This window comes from Blastocatellia bacterium, assembly GCA_035275065.1.
GTDB lineage: Bacteria > Acidobacteriota > Blastocatellia > UBA7656 > UBA7656 > DATENM01.
On sequence record DATENM010000063.1, the window covers coordinates 33,573 to 55,808 of the forward strand.

Consider the following 22,236-nt stretch of genomic DNA (forward strand, 5'->3'; position numbering starts at 1 on the left):
GATAAAATCGGCGTACCGGAGGCGGGTCAGTGGTCCTGACCCGCCTCCGGGAAAACGGCCCGGCGTCATCGAAACGGGCAGGCGGTCATAGCGATTTCAGGAAGGCGATGACCGCCGCTCGATCACTGTCGGGACGGTTGGGATCGAAAAAGGCGTCAAAGGAGACCTGTGCCTGATTGTGGTGACGGCGGATGGCATCCACGAAGGTGAGCGACGCCCCGTCGTGCATCAGACGGTCGCGTGTGCGCACCCCCCAGAGCGGCGCCGTGCGCACACGGTTGGCCGGCGCCAAGCCCTGCGTGATGTCAATCGTCCCCAGGTCGTGCAGCAAGAAGTCCCCAAAGGGATGGAACTGGCGGCAACCCAGCCCCGGCGGGATCTGAAACGTATTGCCGTTGATCCATGTGCCCACCGGCTGGGTGAACAGCGTTTGCACATGGCAGACGGTGCATTTCATCTCACCAAACAGCTGAAAGCCCTTTTGAATCACCGGGTCTGGGTTCGGGCAAATCTCGCAATGCGGCGCCCGCGGCGGCGCTTTCGTCGCCCGCATGAAACGCGCAAAGCTATCGATGTCGTTCTCTTCATCTTCAATGGCGTTGTGGTTCGGCTGCGGCACGTCGTCGCAGACCGGCGTAACATCGACGCCGGGGCCGAGGCCGTCGGGATCGAGGCGATTGGTGATGCCCATCTCGTTGAGATAGGCATCGCTGGAAAACGACAGCAAGCTGGCCTGCTGGTTCTTCCAGCCGAAGCGACCGATACGAAAGACCGGATCGCCGGGCGCTTCAAGCACCTTGACCGGAATCAACGTGCCCCGCATATTCACCGGCTGGCCATTGGCGATGTTTTGCAGATCGTTGCTGTTGACCGCCTCGACCAGGCCATCGCCAAGCAGGTTCAGCGAGGTGCGGAAGGTGGTGACAATGTCTTCCTCAGGAACCGGTTTGTGGTTGCTGTTGACAATGTTATCGACACGCTCCTGGGCTTGCGCGTCTTTGTGATTGAAGAACGACCCGTCCGGCAGTTGGGTGAAGAGCAACTTGCCTGCCGGGCAGATCGCCCGGTCATTGATCAGCGAGCGGTCGCTGATGAAGCGTTCGGTGCCGGCATCATCTTTGATGACGACCGTGGGATCAATGGTGGTGTTGGGGTCTGAGGTCTTGATCGCCGCCCGCAGCTCATTGACCTGGCTGATGCCGCCGGTGAGGGTGTTTTGGTGGCACTCGCGGCAAGACTGGGCATTGTAGACCGGCCCCAGCCCATCGGTGATAAAGTCTACGGCTTCAAAGGTCAGCTGGTCCTGATGGTGCGCAAAGTCGCTGACGAAATTCTGGTCAATCGACTGGTCGTCAAACCCTGTATTGGCCTCGGGAGGGCCATTTCTACCCGTTATACAGGCAGGCAAAGATTTGAGCGCCGCGTCCGAATCAACCGAGTCAGGGTTGCTGCTGACCTGCCCTCTGACGACATGCGTTCTAACCATCGGCAGAACCAGCCAGAGCGCGAAGAAGAGGAATACAGCTATCTTCAGGATCCGCATGGGGCATCTCCTCTTGGGTATCTTGGAATACACTTCATCCAAGACAAGCTTGGGTGACTTGCCAAAACTGGGTGATGGTTGCGCGTTGTACCCGAAAACCCTGGTTTGCTCGCTCCCTCTCACGACTCAACGTGCCAGGTCATCTAAGGTGAAGATTGACAACTTTGGCTGATTCAGAAATAGCCGTGACCGAGGATGCTGAGGGCCGTGCAATCTATATACCAATCAGGATCGCTGAGATGCCTGAAGCTATGTGACTGGTTTATGAGATTTAAATTTGATTATGTCAAAAAACAAAGGATGGAAATTTATAATCGCTGGGACGGATTTGCAATAAAGAATGCAAGTATGGTTACATACGCTGATTCGTCGCAACGGTGATGAGATTGCCAGGCTCAGGCAAGCGCCGCGCCCGCGCTTGCCGATGCGCCGGGCTCGCTTTATCCGCACGCTTTTGTCGTCCCTTCCCTCATTTTTTCAAACCGCCGCCGCACTGGCCGCGTCATAAGCATGAACGGTTCTCCCACCATTACCTCAACTCAAACCGACGCTCCCACAGGCCGCAAGCTGCCGAGGGACGCGTGTGCTCGAAATCGAAAGGAGAAGCTATGCGCAGAGGGTTATTGATCGTGGTGCTGCTGGTATTCGGTGTGGGGATGATTGCTTCGACCGAAGCCTCGCCTGATGGTCGTCCGTGTGTGCAACATTGTCGCGAAGCGTTCCGCGAGGCGAGCCGGTTCTGCCAGCACCTGCCGCCCGGAGAGCGACGCGAGTGCGAACGCCACGCTCATGAACGGCTTGAAAACTGCCTGCGAAACTGTCACTGAAACGACGTTGGGGCCTGCCGCTCCGCGAAGGAGCGGCAGGCCCCGACAATTCGTCACTATAATTCGGATCACTAGCGGCGGAAGGTGAATGGCTCCGAGCGTAACCCTGTGCTGCGCGTATAGACCGTCACCGCGACATCAACGCCCGCCGGCAGCAGATCGGTCACATCTGCTTTGGTCATCAGCCGAGTGATCTGGCCATTGGCGAGGATGAAGCCCGCCGGGTACTTGAGCTTGCCCGCCGTCTGGCCGTTGATCTCGATGATTGAATCGCCGACCGCAAAATGCTCGCCGTCAACGATGAGCTTGCCGCCCTGGCCTTTCATATGCACTTCGGAGATCACCGGCAGAGGGCCTGTGGGCTGGCCGTCAAGCGCCGCGATGGCCGCGCGCAGGTCCGGGCGCGGGCCGATGTGACGGCTCAGGTCGCCGACCTGCGGCGTGCCGGTGGCTCTAAGCAATTGCCGCAATTCCGTCGGCGACAAGGGCGACTGGCCGCGCTCTTTGACGATGCTCTCAAGCAAGGCCGCCGCGCCCGCCACCATCGCCGTCGCCCCGGAGGTCGCGCCAAAGTCAATCGTGTACCAGTTGTTCTCACCCTGTTCGTGGCGCAGGTCGCCATACCCTGTGGTCGTGATGTAGCGTCCCCAGCCTTGCAGATCGACGGCGGAGCCATAATTCGATTCACTGGTTCGCGTGCGATCCGGCCCCGGCCCGTAGACGCCGCCTTCCGGCAACCCTGCGCCAACCAGGATGGCTCCCGAGTCGCGCTTATTGCGGTCAAACTTGCCCTCGTAAGATGAATGATCCAGGTCTTCCGAGCCATTGCCCGCCGATTCGACGACGATGATGCCTTTGGCGGTCGCCGCTTTGATGGCGTTAAAGATGTCGGGCTCAACTTCGATGGGCGCCAGCCCGCGTCCGGTTGACGGGTCGAAGTGCGGCCCCTGAATCGACTGCTGTTCGAGCAACAACACATCGCCCGCTTCCATCGCCGCGGTGGCGCGACGGATGGCGGCGGCGACGTCCGGCGTATTGCTGTCCGTCAGCGGGTTGATCAATCCGAGCTGGGCGCGGTGCGCGATGCCGGTGATGCCGATGCCGTTATCGGCGGCCACCAGCTCGCCGATGACCGCCGTGCCGTGATTCCAGCTCGCTTCGTTGATCGCCTGGTCGGGCAGCGGGTTGAGCCCTTTGACATAGACAAACAGGTTTGCGGTTGCGCCGGCGAGGTCGTTATGCGTCAGGTTCCAGTTGTATTCAATATCACAGATGCGGACGTTTTCGCCGCGCCCGCCGGGCAATGTCCAGGCATAGCGCGCGTCTATGCCGCGCGGTGCCGGGTCGAGATAGCCCTGAAAGGTTTCGAGCACATCGCCGTCCGCGGCCCGCGCCCGCGGCGACGGCATCGGCATCGCGGCGAGCGCCACGAGGCAAAGGGTTGTCAACCAGAATCGCATCCGAGATCGGCGCCGCAGCGGCATGTTCAACATCGCTCCTGAGCAAATAGGCAGTCGAGAGCTACCGAGGCGATTGTATGGGCCGCCGCGCACCGATGTCAAGAAGCGGCCCGGCGCAGGGCTTGCGCCAGGTTCGCTTTCGCGTTAAGGTTGCAGCCATCGTAAACGAACTTTCGCAACGACCGACTCGTAACGGTTAAAGACGGCAGCAATCGTCCGGTTGCCTGCCACTTAACGAGTAAAGGAGAGCGCTTATGTTTGGAACAATATGGTGGGTTGCTGCCATCATCCTCGACATCTTTGCCATCACCCACGTGATGAATTCGAGCCGCGACACCTTTTCGAAGATCGTTTTGATCGCGGTGATTCTGCTGGTGCCGGTCTTCGCCGCGGGGATTTACTTGCTGATCTTCCGCAACAAGGGTTACGCCGTCTGATCCGCGCCGCCGCGACCGAAGGGCGCCCCTCGATCTCAGTTAAAGAGAAAGAGCGCGGGGTCGGCGTCCTTGCCCCTTTGATCGAGCAGTCGCGCAATCGTGCGCAGTAGCCCGTCAATGTCAGGCTTGACGACGTAGGCGCGCGCCCCTGCCTGCAAGGCCGCTTCGGCCTCGGCCTTGCCATAAGCTGTCGAATAGAAGATCACCGGCGCCAGAGGGTCGAGGGCGCGAATCTGCCGGCACAGGTCGGTGCCGCGCGCGTCCGTGAAGTAGCTATCGATGACGTAGAGGTCGCACGCTTTGTCCTGCGCCAGCCGTAAGGCGGCGGCGGCGGTGCGCGCCGTTTCTACGGCGTAGCCCACATGCCCTAGCAGAGCCGTCATCATCGTGCAGTTGTCCATGCTGTCATCAGCAATCAATATACAGGCCTTCTCCTTCAACGCCTCGCTCCTTGATCCGGTCTGAAAACAGAGTTGAGTTTAAGGGCGATCTATGACCGCCGATGCGTATGCCCTGATTACTACTGGGGAGTGCCTTGAGACACCAAGAGCAAAAAGTAAATTTACCCGCGCGGCTGGAAATTGTCTGTCAGGTAACGAACTAAGGGAAGACGATGAGCGGCATTCAGGCGGCGAATAGCCAGCGAAAAGCGGCGGCAATCATGGCGTAACATTCGCACGAGGCGGCCTCTAAGCCCTGGCGGTCGAGGATGACAATCAATCCGCGCCGGTAATCGATCAAGCCGGCGGTTTGCAACAGGCGGGCGGCCAGGGTCACGCCGGGGCGATTGACCCCGAGCATCGCCGCCAGGAATTCCTGGGTCAGGCGGATTTCGTCCGAGCGCACGGTGTCCTGGCTGGTCAACAGCCAGCGGCACAACCGCTGCTCGATGGAATGGAAGCGCGCGCAGACGACCGACTGTGCGAACTGTGTCATCATCGCCTGCGTGTAGCGCAGCATCACGGTTTGCAATGACGGCAACGCGGCGCACGCCTGCTTGAACGGCTCGGCAGCCATGCGCAGGCCGTCATCGGCCAGTTGCATCACCGCGTAATGTTCGGAGATGCCTGTGCCCAAAAACGCCTGCAAGCCGGTGACGCCTTCGTAGCCGACCATGCCGACTTCGATCCTGCCGCCCTCTTGCGTGTAAGAGATCAGCGAGCTCATGCCGCGGTTGTGAAAGTAAACGAAATCGATGACCGCGCCGATGTTATAAAGCACCTGCCCGAAACCCAGGTGGACAGGTTCGAGCAACGGCAGCAATTGCTCGCGCTCTGCCGCCGCGAGGTTGAGCAGGATGCGGTTCTCGATGCCGTTGCCGGGCGGTGTCGGGTCCGTCATTGCCGCGTCATCATCCTTACTTCTAAGGCTTCGTCGTATAGTAGCCCTGACGAGCGCGTATGCGCAGGTTTGGGCGTCGGGGGGCGCGCACGGTGATGCGCTTGAAGTCGCCGCCCGGCACATCCGTGGCGTAATAGCCGAAAAGGTATTGTGCCTGTAGCTCGTTGGCAATCTGGCGAAAGACGGCTTCGAGGTCTTCGACTTTGAGCAGGTTGAACGCCTCGCCGCCGGTCTCTGCCGCCATGGCTTCGAGCGAACGCTGCCCTTTGATGCTGATGGTGTTGAGGCGAATGCCGCCGCCGCTCGGGTTGATGGCGTAGAAGAGGCAATCGTTCTTCTGCAACTCGCGCTGCGCGTCGGCGAGCTTAAAGCGCGTGCTGTAGTTCTCTTCGCCATCAGAGATGACGACCAGCACGCGCCGGCTGCCGGATTCGGCGCTCTGGCTCAGGTAATGCGTGGCTTCAACAATGGCGTCGAAGAAAGCGGTCGGCTCCTTCGAAGACCCCATAGCGCGGATGCCGGCGATGGCTTCGTCGCCGCTGGTGGTGCGCGCCTTGACCATCTTCGGCGTCATGCCGATGGAAAACAGCGACACGCCATCACCCGGCTTGAGCACCTCTTTGATAAACTGCTCTGCCGCCCGCTGCTCGAAAGCGAACTGCCCGTGAGTGCTGCCCGACACGTCGAAGAGCAGGGCAATCTCGACGGGCGTCTTGCCCGGCTCGCCGAGCGCGACGACCTGCTGCGGGCGTCCTTCTTCTTCAATGACGATGTCTTCGGCTTTCAGGTCTTTGACCGGCTGGCCCTCCAAGTCCGAAGCCGATACCGGGACCATCACCAGCCGCGAACTGAGGCGAACGGGCGCATCCTGATCCTGAGCCGGCGGCGGCGGTTGTGGGTTGGGCGAAGGTTTGGCCTGTTGCGTCGGTTTGGTCTGTTGCGTCGGTTGCTGAGCGGCGCCCGAGTTAGCGTAACTGTGATGAAACGATTCCGGCAGCGGAATCAAGCTCATCAAAAGGTAGATCGCAAGGCTTAATGTAAGTTTATGCAAAAGACACCTCCACTAAAGATTTTGCATCCACAGCATTGCGCTTGACGATCCTCCCTTCTTTGATGTTCGCATTGCGCAAACCGACCGTCAATAAAAAACGGGCGGGCCAATTCGCATGGCCCGCCCGTCGTTTCATTGGCTTCCGGTGGTTGTCAGTGGAGCTGGATATTGCCTCCGGTCAACAGGCCGCCGGCAGCATAGCCATTGCTGATTTGAATCGCGAACGTGTCGCTGGTTCCGGGCTCGCCGATGTCGTCTACGTCAACGACGAAATCGAATAGCCCCGCGCCATTGATCGTTGCTTTTCCGAAAATGCGGGCGTGTGTCCCCGCGACGACGACCGCTGTGATGGCCGTGCTCTTGACGGTCATGCCGGTGGCATGATCTTGATAGGTCACGTTGCCCTGCGCGGTGGTCGGCGACGAAGCCATTGCCGTCAGCCCGAAGGTCGCTTTACCGCCCGCGAGAATCGAGCCGCCGCCCGTCACCTTAGCCCCCGCCGTGCTAGGTGGCGGCACGACCGTCACCGTGAAGCTGCACGACGCCGTATTGCCGCTGGTGTCGGTCGCCGTGCAGGTCACAGGCGTTGCGCCCAGCGGGAAGACAGACCCGGAAGGCGGCACACACTGCGATGTGACGCCGGGACAGTTGTCATGTACGGTCGGCGCGGGATAGTTGACCGTCGCCCCGAAAGCCGAATCCTGGAAGGCCGTCTGATTCGGCGGGCAGGCGATAGTCGGTTTTTCCTTATCGGCGACCGCCACAGTGAAGGCGCAGGACGCGGTCTTGCCTGACGCATCGGTCGCCGTGCAGGTGACCGCGGTCGTCCCCTTGTTGAAGGTCGAGCCCGACGGCGGATTACAGACGACCATCACGCCGGGACAGTTGTCCATTGCCTGTGCTGTGTAATTGACTTTGGCCGAGCACTGGCCGGGATCAGTCGTTGTCATGATGTTGCCCGGACAGGTAATTGTCGGCGCTTGCTCATCTACGACCGTCACCGTAAAGCTGCAACCGGCGGAGTTACCCGAGGCGTCGGTCACCGTACAGTTGACCGTCGTCGTGCCCTTCGCGAAAGAGCTTCCCGCAGCGGGCGAGCAAGTCGGTGTCGCGCTGGACGGACAGTTGTCGGTTACAGTCGGAGCAGCGTAGTTGACGACTGCATTACACTGCCCCGGGTCGGTGGACTGCATGACATTAGCAGGGCAGGTGATGGTCGGCGCCTGAGTGTCATTCACCGTGACGCTGAATGAGCAACTGGCCGGATTGTTGGCTGCGTCGCGCACCGTGCAAGTCACGCTGGTCGTGCCGGTGGGGAAGAATGATCCCGAAGCCGGAGAGCAACTGATGGCGCCCAGCCCCGCACAGTTATCGCTTGCGGTCGGCGCCGGATAGTTCACGGTCGCGCCGCACTGGTTCGGGTCGTTCGACCGCGTGACGTTAGCCGGGCAGGTGATCGTCGGGGCGGTGTTATCTTGATAAAGCAACGTCACCGTTATTGTGCTGCCCGGCCCGCCGGTCGTGCCTGTGATGGTCGCGGGGCCGATGTAAGTCGTCCCGTTGACCGTCGGCTGAATGTTGGTGATCGAGTAGTTTGAATTCGGCGTAAGCCCGCCAAAGCTTTGCGGCGTCACTCCGCCGCTGGTCTGCGTGTTGCCGTTCGATAGTACGCGAGTGATGCGGAACGAGCCGCCCAGCGCGCAGGTGATGTTGGTCGTCACGTCAATAGAGGCGTTCGGCTTACGGCCTCATTCACTCATGCGCAAATCGCCTGAGAAAAAGATCACAGTCAGAAGTTTTTTTGTTCGTCGAAAGCCTATAGATAAAAAATTACGGCGTTTGAATCACCGCAATCATCACAACCCGGTTTGCTAGAGCGAGGCCAGCCAGTTTGCGAGTGATAGGAGTCTGCCGGCGGTCAGCCCCTCAGGCTGTGCCGTCGTTGATTATGCCTGCGCGTTGGTTTCGGATTTAGAAATGGAGGGGAAAAAATGAAAGCGCGGCCGCTGATTTGAGAGGGCGACTGCGCTATCCGATATTCAGTCCGATAGCGCTACCCAATCAAATCCGTGGCCGCGCCCTTTGTCCCGGCGGCTAGCTACGGGACGAAGGTCTTAATGCGAGCTGCTCGTGTCCGGGTGGTTGACGTTGACCGGCGAAGACAGGCCGCGGTTGACCATCAGCTTCACCTCGACGCGGCGATTCTGCTTGCGCCCTTCGCGCGTCGTATTGTCGGCCACCGGCATCGCCTCGCCGTAACCGAAGGGCAGGACGATGCGCCGCAGCGGAATTTCGTGCTGCGCCAGATAGCGCATGACGGCGTCGGCGCGGCGCTCGCTGAGGCGATCATTCAGGCTCTCGGAGCCATCCGACGACGCAAAGCCGCGCACCTCGATGACGTACCCATGCTCGCTCTTGGCGCGGGTCGCGACTTCATCGAGCGCCGCCTTGCCTTCCGCAGTCAGCACGGCGCTGCCGACTTTGAAGAGGATATTGGCGGTGTTCTTCTCCTCGAACTCATCGAGCGAGCTGATACGGTCGTTGGTCTTGTTGACGCCTTCGATTGCCTGGTCGGCGCTCTTCTGGGCTGCCGCCGCGCCGCCCGAAGCAAGATTGGCGACCTGGCTCAGTTCTTCGACCTGGCCCGACAGGCGTTGCGCATTCTGCTCGGCTTCGCTCAGGCGAGTCTCGGCCTGGCCGACGCGGTTTTCGACCGGCACGACCGTCGAGTTGATCGAAACAGCGACGCGCTGCGAGTCGCTTGAGAATTTGATCCTGTCGGCAACGATGCCGCCCGAAGCGTCACCGCGTCCTTCGACTTCAACGAAGAGGCCGCGCACCACGTCCGCCGACGAGTATTTCTTGGAGCCGCGGAACGGGTTGCTCTTCTTCTCTTCAATCTTGGTATTGCCGGCGAGGTGGACGGTGACTTCCGCCCCCGCAGCGTCGGTCAGCGTGAAGGTGTCGTTGTCACGCTTGGTGATCGTCCCCTGTAGCTTCATCTTCTGGCCGGAGGCAACCTGCGTCTGCATCTTGCGCGAATCAGACTGTGTATAAGCCATGACCGAAGCGGTCAACATCAGACACAGGGACAACGCGAACACATTCAAAATTGACATTTTTTTCATAATATTCTCCAAACGGGTTTGAGATGGAATTCATGTGAATTGAAGGCCGTAGGGCTGCATTCCATAAGGGAATGGAACGGGCTTGACTGATGACCTTCTGCCTGCGGATGCGGATCGAGATTGGCTGCGGGCTCGAACGGAGAGCGGTTGACCTGTCGGTTGGGGGTCGCGCCGCTTGCGCGCCCGCATCCAGCAATGCTCGTTAAATGAATCTCGAAACCATTCATCACTCCGACAGCAAGGTGCAAACGGTGTGCTACGCCAAAAGGGGGTTGCGGCCATCGCTGCGAACCGGGCTAAAGGCTTATAGTTTCAGCGTTTCAAGAACAGCGGCGCAACCTGACATTCCCCAACTATGTAATTTTTTCGGAAAATTTTTCCATTTGCGCTGTTTTCATACGCCCGGCGATTTGCGGGCCTTGCCGGGCGGCGGCAGCGACGCCAGGTGATCAACCATGTCTTCATAATGTAGGTTGTGCTACTTTCAACTTGAGTGTCGCAACAGCGATGATCTATACAAAGAGCCGCGCGCCGAGCCGTCCGAACTCGACAAATCAACGCGAATGCGCCATAAGTTAAGGTAGAGTTAAAAGGCCGCCCGCAGGATCAATCCCTGGTGGCGCGCGGGCATCGCCAAAGGAGAATCCATCTTGAGAAAAGTGCTCATCTTCGTTCTCGCCTTCATGCTCACAGTGCTGACGGCGGACGTTCGTTCGCAGACGCGGCGGCGCACACCCGCGCGGCGCGGCGCGAGTGCCGCCAAAGCGGCGACTGAAAAAACCGCGGCCGACCTCAAGGCCGGCGCCGCGCAAATCGCGGCGCAGATCAAGACCATGACGCATTTCGCCTACCTGCTTGGCGGCGTTGTCAAAGGCATCGAATCCGTTGATCAGGCGGTCGGCAAGAATGAAGCCTCGCCGGCGGCGCGCGAGCAGAACGAGCGCAACAAAACTCGCGTCCGCGACAGCATCCGCAGCGTGCGCGAAGGCTTGGATAAGCTGGAGAGCGATTTTCGCTTCCACCCGACGTTAAGGAATTACTATCAATACCTCGTCGGGGTAGCGCGCGCCGCCGAAGCCGCCGAGAACCAGGCGGCCTCTAACCGCTTTGACGAAGCGGGAAGGACCTTGCTCAAGGTGATCGATCAATTGGCCGACGCGCTCACGGCCATGCGCTGACCGTAATCAGCCTGCGGATTCAAGCGCCGCGCGCGGCGCTTGAATCCGCAGGCGATGGCTCGACGGCAAAAGGCTTGTGCCTCACGCCAGGAGTTCCGACAAACGCGTACAGCGGCTGTACCAAAGCCGTATGAAAGACGCGCGGCTCGCCTGCCGAAGCAATTGTTAACCTCCTGTCATTCCTCCGCCGGTGTTCCCTGGCATAGACATTGCCCTGCCACTGATGACCTGTCCTGCTTATTCAGCCTCTCCATTTTATCGGCTGTAACGCAGGCCGGCAGGCGACTTTAATCTCAGGTGAGGAAGTTAAGATGTTCAATCATTCGACATCGGAAGCACTGATCGATCCTAATGAAAGCGCCGGGACGGCGCGCCGGACTTTAAGCATGGGCCGCATCATCGCGCGCGCCAAGGAGCGTTTGCGGCGCGTCTTTGCCAATGACATGGCGGTTGATCTGGGCACCTCGAACACCGTCATCTATGTGCCGGACAGCGGCGTGGTGCTGAACGAGCCCTCGATCATCGCCCTTAACAAAAAGACGCGCCAGGTTATCGCCGTAGGCCGCGAAGCGAAAGTCGCGCTCGGTCGCCAGGCTAGCGGCGTCAGCGTCGTGCGTCCCTTGAAGGATGGGGTGATCGGCGATTTCGACGCGGCAGAGTTAATGCTGACTTACTTCATCAAGTCGGCGCTGTCACGCCACCGGCTCACCAACCCGCGGGTGTTAATCTGCGCGCCGGGCGAAGTCAGCCAGATCGAGCGCCGCGCCCTGGAAGATGCCGCAGGCCGGGCCGGAGCTAAACATGTTGATATCGTCGAAGAGCCCATCGCCGCGGCCATCGGCGCGGGTTACGACATTCAGTCGGGACGCATCTTCATGCTGGTCGACATCGGCGGCGGCACGACAGACATCGTCGTTCTCGGCTTCGGCGGCCCCGTCCACCTGGCCACCCTGCGAGTCGGCGGCGCCAAGATGGACGAAGCGATTGCACAATACATCCGCCATGCGCACGGTCTGGAGATCGGCGAGCTGACCGCCGAGCGCGTCAAGATCGAGATGGGCAGCGCCGAGCGTATAGCCAGCGACCGCGAGATTGAAGTCAGGGGCCGCGACGTCAGAAGCGGCCTGCCCGCCGCCGTTTCAATTACCAGCGCCGAGGTCCAGACGGCCTTAGCGCCGGTCATCGAGGAGATCGTCCGAGGGATCGATGGCGCGCTCGAAGAATTGCCCGCGGAAGTCTCCGCCGGCCTGCTCGAAACCGGCATGGTGTTGACCGGCGGCGGCTCGCAGCTCGCCGGGCTGGTTGAGCGCATCAGCAAAGAGACCGGGCTCAACGTGCGGCAGCCCGCTTCTGATGGGCAAAGCCTGGCGGTCCTGGGGGCCGGCAAGCTCTTCCGCGATGGCAACTTCACTTCGATCAAAGAGCTGATGCTCAAGCGCAAGGCCGACAGGCTGTCTGAAGAACATGACCGCAGGCATTCGATAGATCAAGCGGCATAGTCAGGAGCGCGGGCGGGACGCCCGCCGCTTCGCGCATGCGCAAGACCGGCGGGCAAGCGGCCCGCGCTCCCAGGCTTCAGCCAATCGCGAACCGCTATAATTATCGCCTCGCCAGTCTCACCAGTACGGCTCGTGCCTCTTCAACGGTAGTGATTGGGGAGTCGAAATCGATCCTCAGCTTCCGCTTATCTGCCAACATATCGAATCCTTCGCTATCGATGCCTGTCATGACTACCGCATTCGCCTTGACGCCTTTTAATACTTCGCAATAATGCGACAACGCTTGCTGGTGATCTTGATTCATATGCTCAACGATACCGCGCTCGGCTTCACGGAAAGGGTTGCTGGCGAGCATTGCCCCCGGTTCAACCCAGTATATTTCTCCAAACCCGCCAATAAACCGCGCTCTCCGCAAATGGATTCGATAGAACGAAAAGTCATGCGTTTCAAAGTAGGATGCCGCGGAAGGAAAATAGCGCAGATAGCGAAGGCGTCGGTCGGTATCGGGCGGGATTAATTCCGCATCTCCGACCCAGGTAAGGCGGCTGCTTGCCTGTGGATCATCAGCGCCCTGATCAAAGACCGTCAGCGATACCTTATTGTTCCGCTTAATATTGCGGGTATGCTGGGCAATGTCACTGATGAGCAGCGTGGGCAAGCCATCATAGTCAAGGACATAGGGAGCGATTGAGCCGAACGGGTAGCCTTCGACATCTACTGAATGCGTAGAAAGCACTCCTATACTCTGGTGGTTCAGCAGTCGCCTTGCCGTCAATGCGGAGTCTGACATGCCTGGTATTCTACCTGATTCTCTATAGCGGTTCGCAAATGCATTGAGCCTTAGCCACGAAGTCACCAGGGCGCAAAGAATCACGAGCCCTTTTGTGTTTCTTGGTGACTTCGTGGCTTGGTGGCAATTCCTCCGGCTACTTTTTCGGAGCCGGCGATTTTTGCAAGCCAACAAGGGAAGCGGGAAAATCCCACGTCATCAGCGCCTGCTCGATTGCGGGGCCATTCTCTCTCAGCCAGGCGCTCATTTCCGGCCCCGCCGCTTTTCCATACAACCGGTGAGAGTAGATGATCGAAACCCCTCGGCCATTGACCAGCTTGAATCTTGCCTGAACAGCCTCCAAAAAAGTGGGCCTGCCGAAAACCACAGCGATCAAATGTTCAGCCGGTTTTTCGGGAGTTCGGGGCACCGAAGAGGTTCTCAGAACGATGCCTTTTTGACTCTTATAGTTCTCAAGAACCTGGTTCGCGACCAGCGCCAGGCCATCCCCATCCATGACCTGTTGGTAAAAGTTGATCGACAGCATGTCGGCCCACTTTGAAAGGTCCTCTTGACCTGGAGGAGTAAACTCATGCAAGTCATTCTGTGACCAGCGATGGACGTATTCCGTGTGATTGAAATTCAGGGTTGTCTTACCTGTGCGATTGGCTTCCTTCTGTGCGGCCCCCCCTGTGGCGCAAACCGAAAATATGAAGAGGAGGAGAAAAAAACGAGAGGTTCCTGGCATCACATGATCTCCTGATAAGAGGTTCGTCCAGCTATGCGAGATAAGCCGCCTCGCAGCATATTCCCGCTCGCGTGACATTGCAAGCGGACCGCGCGGCATGCCCTACCAGGCAGCCCGCCTGGGGATAATCATCTCAGCCGCCGGCGGTTGCTCGCGCGGCCCCGGCGGGCGGCAGACAAGAAAGCGGCGCCGCCCTGATGGGCCGCGCCGTTCAAGTCACGAGGATAAAGGAGACAAAAAGCCCTTGCCGCCCGGTGTAGGGCGTCGTAAGCTGTCCGCTCGGCGCTCCCGTCGAGCTTGAGAGGAGTCGGGCGCGAGCCTCAGCCGCCGCCAGGCTCTGCTCACGCGCGAGGCAGGCACGACCGCGCTGACGAAATCGCCGGAAGCGTTCAGCGCCGGAGCGCAACACGCTCTTCTCCGTCACAACCGCAGACACCTTGAAGGAGTGCTTGTGCCATCTCGTCAAACGAACACAGCGCACACGGATCTGAGTATCGATGAATACTTGCGTGAACGGCTCATGCCGGTAGAAGGGGCCATTCCGCATATATCCGGCATCGAGATGTATGGGAATTCTGTCCCTGTCGGTAGGGTCGGCGGGGACCTGTTTGAATATATCAACTTCCAGCAGCGTTATGACGTCGACGCACGCATTCGGCAGGCCCTGAAGCTATCGAAGGAGTTTCTTGACCCGCTCCCGCCGGGCGCAACGCCGCGTAATTCAGTAGACGATCATGTGGAGTGGTTGAGGTCTAGACCGGATTATCGGCCCGCAATGGAAGCCGAATACAGGGAGGCACGCAGCTCGGAGCAGGTGCGGGTCGCCGAAGCCCTCCGCGATCTCGACAGCACGGCAGGCGTCCTGCTGGTGGACGCGCAGGGACACGGGCTGATTTCGGCGAAAATTGCTTCGACCGTACACGATACGTTTCATGCTTTCATGCTCTCCGAGCTTAATCAGCATGGCAGGACGACGCCGGAGTTGTTTGAAAACATCAACCTGCGTCTAGCGCATTCGGTCACGGCTCGTAACGCACTGGGGATCAATGAGGGAGAATATGCGCGCGAGATTGCGACGATGCTTTATGGCGAAGTGCATCCCTACGGCTATTTCAGGTTTGTAAATTTTGGGCACCCGCCGCCGCTCGTCTTCTCTGCTGAATATCGCAAGTTTGTGGAGTTGGACAAAGATCGAATGGTGCAATTCCTGCCCTTGGGCCTGCAAATTCCCGCTGTTCATCCGGATCGCATGCGGTACTTCTCAATGCAATTGCGGCCCAGGCCGGCTAACTCGTCCGACGTTGCCGAAATTACGCTAATGAGCCCGGGCGACATTCTCTTCCTCTATACCGATGGGGTTTATGACGGCAGCGATGATGAAGAACGCCAACACCTCGAAGCGGTGATGCGTGAACACTACTGGAAATCAGCGCGAGACATCTGCAATGCCCTGCTGGAACACGCCACAAAAGACGACGACCATCTGCGGCAGATTGGCGAAGAGGAACGGATTGACGACAAAACGGTCTTCATCATCAAGCGGGGGTGAAGGGGAACAAGCTCTGTTGAGAAAAAGACCGGCGCGAGCTGAAGGCCCAGTCCGATCATGCTTCACAAAAGATGATGGCCCGCATTTTTCAGGGGGTTGATGTACAGCCGCTCTATCAAATTCAATCACCAAAGGCCATCCGAGAGGGTGGCCTTTGGTGAGTTCAGATGTAATCCCCGAGGACGGTTACTCGGCGGCGCGCCCTAGTTTCTCGCTAGCGTCATTCGCCGCCTGGCCGACCTTGGCCGCGGCCTTCTGACCCACCGACGCGACGGCTTTGACGACGGGACTCCAGAACTGCACATAACCGTTGAAGATTCCCTGCATCCTGCCCGTGACATTCGCGGCCTGAGCTCCGCCACCTTGTTTATAAGCGGCGATCAGCTTCGGGCCGACAAAAACGGCGGCTCCGATGGCAAGCACCGGGAGCACTTCCGGAGCAAGAACCGCCAGCGCCGTGCCGCCGGCCAGGCCGGCGAGAAGCTTCGGATCCTTTAGCCCCTGAGCGTCAAGAGCCTCCGGCTCTTGAGCTGCCGCCGCCGGGCCTTCCGTTCCCTGGTTAACCGACTTCTTGGGCATAATCCCTCCTTCTTTGAATCTGCTTAATTTTCTCTCACGAGGTTCCGCCAAACTTTTCAAAGTGAACCGGTGCGCTAAATCTCCGGCAGCCGCAGCGAAGCAATCGACGGCGCTTTGTCCGGGTCCCATGCCCTCAATAAGGAACGTGCCACGCCCGCGGTTCCCCAAATCAGCGAAAGACTGTGCCGGGCCGCGGCGTATCGCGACGGGAACCAGGAACCGTGCCGCCGCCGAATATCCAGAATGCTGAATGCCCGCTCGGCTGCTGCCTCCTTGTATCGCAGCTCGCGCCCGGCTGCGAAACTCCCGGCGGCCACGTCGACCTGTTCAAGCAGGCCCACGGTGTCGGCGAGTCGCGGTGGTCGCGACAGGAACTTATCGACCGCCTCGAACAACGACGCCGATACGGCTCCGCCGGACTGTGCCACATCCAGCCTCGCCAGCAGGTGAGCCCCGTTTTCATCAATTGGCCGGGCCTTCCAATCCGTCAGAAACCCTCGCCGCCGCTCGGAGCCCCATTCGCCGCTGATCCGGCGCATCCGCGCAAGACTCATTGACAGGCCGTCCGGACCCATCGCAATCGTGGAGGTGCGGAGGTCGGCTGCCACCCCGCCGGTTTCACCGGACTGCGCCAGCAGCATTTCTATCAATTCATCGGCACGGGCTGCCTGATTTTCCGTCGCGACGTCGCCGCGCGACGCAGGTAGAATCGCAAGCAACAATCCCGCCGCGCCCGACACTATATTATAACTCGCGTTCCGGTAGGCCGCACCTGCCGGCAATGAAGCAATCGTCGCGGTTGCTATGTCGCGGAGGCTCTGCGAGCGAAGCTTCTTTGCACAGTAGCGGAGCGTGAAGATATGCGATCCCAAGCCGACGAAACCGCCCCAATAAGACGACGCTATTTCCGCCTGGGAATGACCGTTGACCGGCAGGTCGAATTCAGCGCGCTTTTCCGCCTGGCGCACGGTCGATGCCAGGGCTCCGCGGCACGCCCTGGCCCATCGTTCTTCGCCCGTAATCTCGAACAGGTCGGCGAAAAGGATCGCCAGTCCACACGTGCCGGAGAGCAGATCTGCCTCCAGCACGCCGAGCGACAGAAGATCGATCTCCGGATGGTACGCCAGACCAATCCACGCCAGTTCTTCGGAGTCCGAAGTTATCGCATCGGCGAGAATTGTTCCGCCGATTTCGACGGCGGCATCAACGAGTTCGTCGTTACTGTGGTGCGCCCTGCCGGGAACCCGGGAGCTGGGCGTCACGCTGCGACTCGCCCCCGGCCGTCCGGTCGCAAAGCATGACAACAGCAGCTCCACTTGAGAATCAGTCGAGAAAGCTTCAAGGCCATGTAATCGTTCCTCGATACGTCGAAACGCCGTGTCGTCGAAATACCCGCGGAACTCGTCACCTTGAATCGTGAAAACGCTGTCGCTTTCCGGCTTGGATACGAAAAAGGGGATGTCCAGCCGTCTCAGGCTGTCGATTTCGCTGCGGATCATCGCACACTGTTTCAAGGTTTCGGATTCGTCCGTTTCCCGGTCGAGCGCGGGCCGCAGAAGCTGCTGCAAGTACAACTCGCGTTGCCCCTGATCGGTCAGGAGCGGCGGCGACAGGCTCTTGCGGATGATCTTGTGATAGGTCCAGGTGTCCCGATAGATGAAGCGCACGGGCAAGTCGCGAAGCGCCGCCAGGGGGCCCTCTGAACTCGACAACCGCGACCGATTGGCCAGCAGGCATTCCTGCATGGAGCGGTAACCCGCGACGATCTGGGAGAGGTACTTCGCGGCGTCCGCCGGCGCACCGTTGAGCGTCGGACTGTGCTCTTCGTGGGTCCAGGTGAAATAGCCTGCCGCGCCGGCCGCGGGTAGGTCGCGCCGGTAAGGTGTGATGAATAATTTCGAGGTTGCGAGCGCCCCGTAATCCTCGGCGGGCACCCCCATCCCGATGGGCGTCGGCATCGCGATCACGCAGGTCTCGACGACGCTTTCGGCCACGAGATGCCGCGCGACTTGCTCGGCGGGCAGAAGTTGGTCGGGGATGGCGCGGGGCTGAAGTATGGTCTCGAGATCGACAAAGACCGGAAATTCGCCATGCGCGACGAGATTGTCGAGCCAGAAATCGCGCCCCTCCACGAATTGAAGCAGGCGCGCCAGCATACCCATTCGAACATAGAATCTTTCGAGCTCCGCTTCGTCGGCGCAGGGCTCGTACGCGACGAATTCTTCCCAGGCATAGCCGCCGCGCGGCAGCACTCGGCGTGTATGCAGTTTCGGCTCGAGCCCGGAGCGGTTCAGCAGATCGATCAGCGACAGGAACGCGACCGCGCAGCGCAAGTCCTTGGGCTTGTAGACGACTTTGCGAGACCGGTCGAAGGTGAGAATCGCAACCGTTCGGCCGCCGCCGTGAACATCGCCGGCATCTCCCTGAAACCCGGTCAGCTCGCCGAGCCCTTCGCCGGCAAAAAGAGTATCCCTGAGCAGGGTTGAATCCGACTGAAGCCGCTCGAAAATCTCCGAGATCCAGTTTCGCCACGCGGCATACGATTGGCCGATCAGAAAGGCCAGCACCGGGAATCGCTCCATTCGAGACAGCCATTCTTCCAAAGTGCCGTCCGCCGACTGCCCGCTTGCCTGACCAAATAACCCGGCGTTGGCCTGAGCCAGGCGGGCCTCGAATTCCAGTATCTGACCGACAACCGTTGCCAGACGCTTCGCAAATCCGACGACGATTTCCTGCAACGCGTCTTCGCCTACAGCCAGGTTATTTGCCGTGGCCGCGGCCCGGAGAAATCGCGCCGGCTCGATCAGCAGCGAAGCGATCTCTTTCAGGTAGGGAGCGCCATCGATCCGGGCGGGCTCCGCCGAAACCGGCGGCGCGGCCGTAATCAGGTCAATCAATGCCGCCGCCCACGCGGGCAGCACCGTGGGGTCGGAAAGGGTGACCTCCGCCAGACCGGCTCGAAAGGCATCGTATCCCAGGCCGGCCTCCCGCAAGCCGGCTGCAAATCGCCCCTCACCGCCGAGCGCTTCACGCCACTTGCCCGCGAGCTTATCGAGGCGGGCCTGATTGTGATCCGGGCGGACAGAGAACCAGCGCCCCTCGCGGCGTTCGTCCGAAGGCGCTGCCCGCTCGACCAGCGACAGCAACCGCGCTCGATGGGGATGCGAAGTTCCGGAATGAATCTCAGTCGCAGATTTCATAGAGGACACCGCTGCGTAGCAACTCGTTCAGCATTCCGCGGACCAGACCGCCATCGAGTGAGCACTGCGAAGCAACCGTGGACGCCACATGTTCGACTGACTGCCGGCCGCTCTTCACCAGGTCGCCTATGGCATGCCAGGCGGCGCGGCGCTCGACCCCTTCGAAGGCCACGGTCTGGTGAAATCTACCGTGAAGACGAAAGCCATTCTCGGTCTCTTCGTAGCGCAGCCAATCGTGCAGCCTCAGTATGTCCGAATCAGCCAGGTACGGCGACATGTGACGCTCGACCATGCCGTCGAGCAATCCCTTGAGATCGGCGCCATCCGTGAACCTGCCTTCAGCGTGAATGTAGTAGCCTAGCGGCCATCGGTCGCTGGCGGCGCAGGGGCTGATAAGCTGGACCGAGCGGTCGACCATATTGAGGAGGAATCCGGTAACGCAACCGATGCTGGCAAGCGGGTAGTCAGAAGTATCGGCATAGGCCGGGTCGCCGGTGTACCAGGGCGCCCAGAGCAGGTTCCGGCGCTGGCGCTCCAAAACCTCAGGCTCCGCCATGGCGCGCTCGCGGAACCGTCCGGCGTTGCCAAAGGCGAAGGCGGATTCGGGGTTGAGCGGCAGGCACTCGACGCGGGCAAGCTCGCCGGCGCTGAATTCGCGATGAACGCGGTCGAGCATCTTGAGAGTGAGAATAGAGAACCGGTTGATCCAACAATCTCGTTCCTCCGACACCTTCAGCAGCTTGCGGGTTCGCGCCGGATTCTTGATCGGCAGCGCCGTCGTGGTCGGCGGAAAGGCCCCGATGGTCTCGTAAAAATCGATGCACATCTCCTCATAGTTGGGATGATCGAACGGGTCAGAGGCCCAATATAAGAAGCCGCTCTGTGCCGCCGGGCCGAGGCAGCTTCCGAGCGCCTTCAGGGTGTCGATCCAATCGGCGCGGCCGGCGTCGTCGTAGCGAAAGACGCCGCCCAGGCTATCAGGACTCAGGGCGCAGAACCAGCATCCGACCGAACAGCCTTTAGTGACCTCGATGCTGAGCGAGGCGTGAATATTGGATTTGGTGTGAAAAGGGCCGAGCTCGAGGAACTGTCTGGCGATCTGCCGCTCGCGCCAACCGCGAATTCGCGGGTCGTCGGGAACGGCGGACTTCTTGTAAAAGTGTTCGGTCCAGACCGTCTTGGCGACGATCATCTGCCACATCGCGCGCATCGCGGTCGACGGCTTTGAAGGGTCGGCTTCCTGTAGGCTGTGAACGTCTTCCGGTTGGCAATCGATCTCGTACCGTGCAAGGGTCCCGGACTTGTCCAGAGACAGCTCCTTACGAAATACCGGGTCGGCGACCCATCGCTCATTGAATCGCTTAAAGGCGGCGTGCCGTTCCAGAACCTGATGGTAAGTATCTGTGACCATCATTTGCCACTCCCTTCCGCGCTGTTCGAATTCTTGCGCAGGCTTCCGAGCATGAACTCTCCGACGGAACTTTCCGAGTAATAATTGGCGCCGACGACCGAGGCGAAAAGATCGGCATCGCCGCTGCCAAGCGCACACGGACCTAAACCCATTGCGGTGGCGGCCAGGTACATCGTCTGATAGAGGACGCCGACATGCTTGAGCGTCAAGGCATAGGCCATTCCGTCGTATTTCCAGGAGACGCGCTGGCAGCGGGCGGCGATGCTGATCAGGACTTGCGGGCGGCCGTTCGGAGCCGCAATGGCCGCATAGCGCAAGAATGAATCGACGTGCTCGCGTTGATCGGAAACCCGGGTTAGACAATGGTCCAGCGGCTCGTAGTGATACACGCCCGCGGCCAGTCCCTCGCAGCGATCAACGATCAGATACAATTCAAGCTCGTAGCATTTTCCGCCCGCCGGATACGGCCGGCTGGTCGTTTCCATCACCGCTTCGCCCGGGACATAAAAACTGCGCACTTTCAGTTCGCCTTGCGACCTGACGCGCGCGACCCGATAGAGGAACTCGCCGAGCTGGCGCGCCGAAATCGGCTGCTCATCGTAGTCGTAAACGGACCGCCTGGTTTCCATTACTTTCGCCAGAGGAGGGTCATTCTGCTCAAGCTCGTCGAGGTCCGGCGTGTACAGCTCGATCCGCGGCCCGGCCAGCGCCGGCCGCACTGCCGGCAGCGGGGATACCCGGCCGATATGCCGGAAGGTCGCGCCAAACGGGTTGCTGTGGCGTCCAAACCGGCTTCGACTGTGGAAGAGCAGGTCGTGAAAACTCCATTGCGATAGCACGGGCTCGCTGTCGTCCGAATCCGAGGTCAAGGCATTCGCGTTGGCCAGCAACTGATAGAACCCGGCGATGGCGTCCGGCCCGATTCCCGGGATGCGGTCGCGAAGCTGGTAGAGCGGCAGCCGCTCCGCGGCCAGGCGCAGCAGGGCGCCGGCCCGCCAGTCATGCAGGGTTATGATGGCGTGGCCGAGCGGACACTCCAATACGAAATCCTTGCCGTCGCGGCGGCAACAGGCAAAGCGCGAAAGCGTGTAAGGCTGCTCGACGTCCAGGCGATGGATGCGGAAGAGGTATTGCGGCGAGATCCCGATGATGCTGGCAATCGGCTCGCTCCTCTCGGCGACGGTATGCCGCAGAAGTCCGCGCCTGGACAGTTGCTCGAAGTGATGGATGAAACGCGCCAGCTCGTCGGTCCTGCCCTCGCCCAGCGCCGCCTGACAAAGCTGGTCGGCGGTGTGGCCGCCCTGCTTCAGCAGCGAAAATGCTTTTCGCAAACCGGCGCCAGGCTTTTTGAAGGTCAGCGTCGCTCCGGGAGACTGAATCGCCAGATCGCCATCAGGCGTGTCGCACGTTTCGAGCTCCGGCCGCAGGCTGAGATGCAGAGGCCAAGCCCGCAGCGCCGGGATTCCGGCTCGTTCGGCGGTGTTCGCGTTGTCGCAATTCTCCATCGGCAAGTCCG

Annotated in this window: 20 protein-coding genes; 6 read left to right on the forward strand and 14 right to left on the reverse strand. The window is 60.2% G+C overall.

What is annotated here, in order from left to right:
• Positions 1-85 precede the first annotated feature (85 nt).
• Positions 86-1,543, reverse strand: a complete 1,458-nt coding sequence (locus VJ464_14505) for a di-heme oxidoredictase family protein (protein HKQ06343.1) — start codon at positions 1,541-1,543, stop codon at positions 86-88.
• Positions 1,544-2,151: 608 nt separating this feature from the next.
• On the opposite strand from VJ464_14505, the gene VJ464_14510 reads away from it, so the two are divergent.
• Positions 2,152-2,370, forward strand: a complete 219-nt coding sequence (locus tag VJ464_14510) for a hypothetical protein (GenBank protein ID HKQ06344.1) — start codon at positions 2,152-2,154, stop codon at positions 2,368-2,370.
• A 71-nt stretch (positions 2,371-2,441) separates the two neighbouring features.
• On the opposite strand, the gene VJ464_14515 is transcribed toward VJ464_14510, so the two are convergent.
• Complete coding sequence (locus VJ464_14515; GenBank protein ID HKQ06345.1) at positions 2,442-3,818, reverse strand: S8 family serine peptidase; 1,377 nt, start codon at positions 3,816-3,818, stop codon at positions 2,442-2,444.
• A 266-nt stretch (positions 3,819-4,084) separates the two neighbouring features.
• Here VJ464_14515 and VJ464_14520 point away from each other — a divergent pair, with 266 nt between their 5' ends.
• On the forward strand, positions 4,085-4,267 hold the full coding sequence (locus VJ464_14520; protein ID HKQ06346.1) for a PLDc N-terminal domain-containing protein: 183 nt from the start codon (positions 4,085-4,087) through the stop codon (positions 4,265-4,267).
• 35 nt (positions 4,268-4,302) lie between these two features.
• Here VJ464_14520 and VJ464_14525 read toward each other — a convergent pair whose 3' ends face one another.
• The 6 genes from VJ464_14525 to VJ464_14550 all read right to left on the reverse strand — a co-directional run bounded on the left by VJ464_14525 (position 4,303) and on the right by VJ464_14550 (position 9,787).
• On the reverse strand, positions 4,303-4,707 hold the full coding sequence (locus VJ464_14525) for a response regulator (GenBank protein ID HKQ06347.1): 405 nt from the start codon (positions 4,705-4,707) through the stop codon (positions 4,303-4,305).
• A gap of 184 nt (positions 4,708-4,891) precedes the next feature.
• Positions 4,892-5,608: a Crp/Fnr family transcriptional regulator gene (locus VJ464_14530; GenBank protein ID HKQ06348.1), complete on the reverse strand. Its 717-nt coding sequence runs from the start codon at positions 5,606-5,608 to the stop codon at positions 4,892-4,894.
• A gap of 22 nt (positions 5,609-5,630) precedes the next feature.
• Positions 5,631-6,659 (reverse strand): VWA domain-containing protein, encoded by a 1,029-nt coding sequence (locus VJ464_14535; GenBank protein ID HKQ06349.1) that lies wholly within the window; start codon positions 6,657-6,659, stop codon positions 5,631-5,633.
• On the reverse strand, positions 6,652-6,795 hold the full coding sequence (locus VJ464_14540) for a hypothetical protein (protein ID HKQ06350.1): 144 nt from the start codon (positions 6,793-6,795) through the stop codon (positions 6,652-6,654). Before VJ464_14540 ends, VJ464_14535 begins: the two co-directional genes overlap by 8 nt.
• A gap of 16 nt (positions 6,796-6,811) precedes the next feature.
• Entirely contained in the window at positions 6,812-8,380 is a 1,569-nt protein-coding gene (locus tag VJ464_14545) for an HYR domain-containing protein (protein HKQ06351.1), read from the reverse strand.
• A gap of 393 nt (positions 8,381-8,773) precedes the next feature.
• Positions 8,774-9,787: an OmpA family protein gene (locus VJ464_14550; GenBank protein ID HKQ06352.1), complete on the reverse strand. Its 1,014-nt coding sequence runs from the start codon at positions 9,785-9,787 to the stop codon at positions 8,774-8,776.
• Positions 9,788-9,993: 206 nt separating this feature from the next.
• Between VJ464_14550 and VJ464_14555 the strand changes: the two genes are divergently transcribed.
• The 3 genes from VJ464_14555 (at position 9,994) to VJ464_14565 (ending at position 12,464) form a co-directional block, all read left to right on the forward strand.
• Positions 9,994-10,236 (forward strand): hypothetical protein, encoded by a 243-nt coding sequence (locus VJ464_14555; protein ID HKQ06353.1) that lies wholly within the window; start codon positions 9,994-9,996, stop codon positions 10,234-10,236.
• A gap of 201 nt (positions 10,237-10,437) precedes the next feature.
• Positions 10,438-10,965, forward strand: a complete 528-nt coding sequence (locus tag VJ464_14560) for a hypothetical protein (GenBank protein ID HKQ06354.1) — start codon at positions 10,438-10,440, stop codon at positions 10,963-10,965.
• Positions 10,966-11,276: 311 nt separating this feature from the next.
• Positions 11,277-12,464, forward strand: a complete 1,188-nt coding sequence (locus tag VJ464_14565) for a rod shape-determining protein (protein ID HKQ06355.1) — start codon at positions 11,277-11,279, stop codon at positions 12,462-12,464.
• A 100-nt stretch (positions 12,465-12,564) separates the two neighbouring features.
• Here VJ464_14565 and VJ464_14570 read toward each other — a convergent pair whose 3' ends face one another.
• Both VJ464_14570 and VJ464_14575 read right to left on the reverse strand, forming a co-directional pair.
• Positions 12,565-13,254 carry a DUF2470 domain-containing protein gene (locus VJ464_14570; GenBank protein HKQ06356.1) on the reverse strand — a complete coding sequence of 230 codons (690 nt, stop codon included), beginning with the start codon at positions 13,252-13,254 and terminating at the stop codon, positions 12,565-12,567.
• Between the two features lie 136 nt (positions 13,255-13,390).
• A complete protein-coding gene (locus VJ464_14575; GenBank protein HKQ06357.1) occupies positions 13,391-13,984 on the reverse strand; it encodes a hypothetical protein in 594 nt (197 codons plus the stop codon).
• 448 nt (positions 13,985-14,432) lie between these two features.
• Between VJ464_14575 and VJ464_14580 the strand changes: the two genes are divergently transcribed.
• Positions 14,433-15,530, forward strand: coding sequence for a PP2C family protein-serine/threonine phosphatase (locus tag VJ464_14580; GenBank protein ID HKQ06358.1), 1,098 nt, complete (start codon positions 14,433-14,435; stop codon positions 15,528-15,530).
• 186 nt (positions 15,531-15,716) lie between these two features.
• Here VJ464_14580 and VJ464_14585 read toward each other — a convergent pair whose 3' ends face one another.
• From VJ464_14585 to VJ464_14600, 4 genes are all read right to left on the reverse strand, one after another.
• Positions 15,717-16,109 (reverse strand): hypothetical protein, encoded by a 393-nt coding sequence (locus VJ464_14585; GenBank protein HKQ06359.1) that lies wholly within the window; start codon positions 16,107-16,109, stop codon positions 15,717-15,719.
• A 74-nt stretch (positions 16,110-16,183) separates the two neighbouring features.
• Positions 16,184-19,309: a type 2 lanthipeptide synthetase LanM gene (gene lanM, locus VJ464_14590; GenBank protein HKQ06360.1), complete on the reverse strand. Its 3,126-nt coding sequence runs from the start codon at positions 19,307-19,309 to the stop codon at positions 16,184-16,186.
• Positions 19,293-20,723, reverse strand: a complete 1,431-nt coding sequence (locus VJ464_14595; GenBank protein ID HKQ06361.1) for a radical SAM family RiPP maturation amino acid epimerase — start codon at positions 20,721-20,723, stop codon at positions 19,293-19,295. Before VJ464_14595 ends, lanM begins: the two co-directional genes overlap by 17 nt.
• Positions 20,720-22,225: a SagB family peptide dehydrogenase gene (locus tag VJ464_14600; GenBank protein HKQ06362.1), complete on the reverse strand. Its 1,506-nt coding sequence runs from the start codon at positions 22,223-22,225 to the stop codon at positions 20,720-20,722. The genes VJ464_14595 and VJ464_14600 overlap by 4 nt, the downstream gene beginning before the upstream one ends.
• Between the last annotated feature and the right edge of the window lie 11 nt (positions 22,226-22,236).

Bases quoted from the DNA above. Each gene is read 5' to 3' on its own strand.
- VJ464_14505 (HKQ06343.1), bottom strand. From the start codon at position 1,543: ATGCGGATCCTGAAGATAGCTGTATTCCTCTTCTTCGCGCTCTGGCTG.
- VJ464_14510 (HKQ06344.1), top strand. From the start codon at position 2,152: ATGCGCAGAGGGTTATTGATCGTGGTGCTGCTGGTATTCGGTGTGGGG.
- VJ464_14520 (HKQ06346.1), top strand. From the start codon at position 4,085: ATGTTTGGAACAATATGGTGGGTTGCTGCCATCATCCTCGACATCTTT.
- VJ464_14530 (HKQ06348.1), bottom strand. From the start codon at position 5,608: ATGACGGACCCGACACCGCCCGGCAACGGCATCGAGAACCGCATCCTG.
- VJ464_14540 (HKQ06350.1), bottom strand. From the start codon at position 6,795: ATGAAACGACGGGCGGGCCATGCGAATTGGCCCGCCCGTTTTTTATTG.
- VJ464_14550 (HKQ06352.1), bottom strand. From the start codon at position 9,787: ATGAAAAAAATGTCAATTTTGAATGTGTTCGCGTTGTCCCTGTGTCTG.
- VJ464_14555 (HKQ06353.1), top strand. From the start codon at position 9,994: ATGAATCTCGAAACCATTCATCACTCCGACAGCAAGGTGCAAACGGTG.
- VJ464_14565 (HKQ06355.1), top strand. From the start codon at position 11,277: ATGTTCAATCATTCGACATCGGAAGCACTGATCGATCCTAATGAAAGC.
- VJ464_14570 (HKQ06356.1), bottom strand. From the start codon at position 13,254: ATGTCAGACTCCGCATTGACGGCAAGGCGACTGCTGAACCACCAGAGT.
- VJ464_14585 (HKQ06359.1), bottom strand. From the start codon at position 16,109: ATGCCCAAGAAGTCGGTTAACCAGGGAACGGAAGGCCCGGCGGCGGCA.
- lanM (HKQ06360.1), bottom strand. From the start codon at position 19,309: ATGAAATCTGCGACTGAGATTCATTCCGGAACTTCGCATCCCCATCGA.
- VJ464_14595 (HKQ06361.1), bottom strand. From the start codon at position 20,723: ATGATGGTCACAGATACTTACCATCAGGTTCTGGAACGGCACGCCGCC.
- VJ464_14600 (HKQ06362.1), bottom strand. From the start codon at position 22,225: ATGGAGAATTGCGACAACGCGAACACCGCCGAACGAGCCGGAATCCCG.